The organism is Chryseobacterium sp. CS2K3, from assembly GCF_059515185.1.
On record NZ_JCAKRW010000027.1, the window covers coordinates 1 to 1,642 of the forward strand.

At 49.6% G+C, this 1,642-nt stretch carries 1 rRNA gene; it reads left to right on the forward strand.

Annotation, left to right across the window (positions count from 1 at the left end):
* Nucleotides 1-108 precede the first annotated feature (108 nt).
* A 16S ribosomal RNA gene (locus tag AC5YGG_RS20835) occupies nt 109-1,625 on the forward strand.
* Nucleotides 1,626-1,642: the final 17 nt, after the last annotated feature.

Consider the following 1,642-nt stretch of genomic DNA (forward strand, 5'->3'; position numbering starts at 1 on the left):
AGATTGCTTCGTTACAAAGCGGAAGATATAAAGATCATTGACATACAATATAACAACCAAGTAAGGAAAAACTAAAGCGTTAAAACTTTGAGTGAGTCAGACAAACATACAATGGAGAGTTTGATCCTGGCTCAGGATGAACGCTAGCGGGAGGCCTAACACATGCAAGCCGAGCGGTAGAGATTCTTCGGAATCTTGAGAGCGGCGCACGGGTGCGGAACACGTGTGCAACCTGCCTTTATCTGGGGGATAGCCTTTCGAAAGGAAGATTAATACCCCATAATATATTTGTCGGCATCGATGGATATTGAAAACTCCGGTGGATAGAGATGGGCACGCGCAGGATTAGATAGTTGGTGAGGTAACGGCTCACCAAGTCAACGATCCTTAGGGGGCCTGAGAGGGTGATCCCCCACACTGGTACTGAGACACGGACCAGACTCCTACGGGAGGCAGCAGTGAGGAATATTGGACAATGGGTGAGAGCCTGATCCAGCCATCCCGCGTGAAGGACGACGGCCCTATGGGTTGTAAACTTCTTTTGTATAGGGATAAACCTACTCTCGTGAGGGTAGCTGAAGGTACTATACGAATAAGCACCGGCTAACTCCGTGCCAGCAGCCGCGGTAATACGGAGGGTGCAAGCGTTATCCGGATTTATTGGGTTTAAAGGGTCCGTAGGCGGATCTGTAAGTCAGTGGTGAAATCTCACAGCTTAACTGTGAAACTGCCATTGATACTGCAGGTCTTGAGTGTTGTTGAAGTAGCTGGAATAAGTAGTGTAGCGGTGAAATGCATAGATATTACTTAGAACACCAATTGCGAAGGCAGGTTACTAAGCAACAACTGACGCTGATGGACGAAAGCGTGGGGAGCGAACAGGATTAGATACCCTGGTAGTCCACGCCGTAAACGATGCTAACTCGTTTTTGGGCTTTCGGGTTCAGAGACTAAGCGAAAGTGATAAGTTAGCCACCTGGGGAGTACGAACGCAAGTTTGAAACTCAAAGGAATTGACGGGGGCCCGCACAAGCGGTGGATTATGTGGTTTAATTCGATGATACGCGAGGAACCTTACCAAGGCTTAAATGGGAAATGACAGGTTTAGAAATAGACTTTTCTTCGGACATTTTTCAAGGTGCTGCATGGTTGTCGTCAGCTCGTGCCGTGAGGTGTTAGGTTAAGTCCTGCAACGAGCGCAACCCCTGTCACTAGTTGCCATCATTAAGTTGGGGACTCTAGTGAGACTGCCTACGCAAGTAGAGAGGAAGGTGGGGATGACGTCAAATCATCACGGCCCTTACGCCTTGGGCCACACACGTAATACAATGGCCGGTACAGAGGGCAGCTACACAGCGATGTGATGCAAATCTCGAAAGCCGGTCTCAGTTCGGATTGGAGTCTGCAACTCGACTCTATGAAGCTGGAATCGCTAGTAATCGCGCATCAGCCATGGCGCGGTGAATACGTTCCCGGGCCTTGTACACACCGCCCGTCAAGCCATGGAAGTCTGGGGTACCTGAAGTCGGTGACCGTAACAGGAGCTGCCTAGGGTAAAACAGGTAACTAGGGCTAAGTCGTAACAAGGTAGCCGTACCGGAAGGTGCGGCTGGAACATCTCATTTTAGAGCGTCTTTAGACG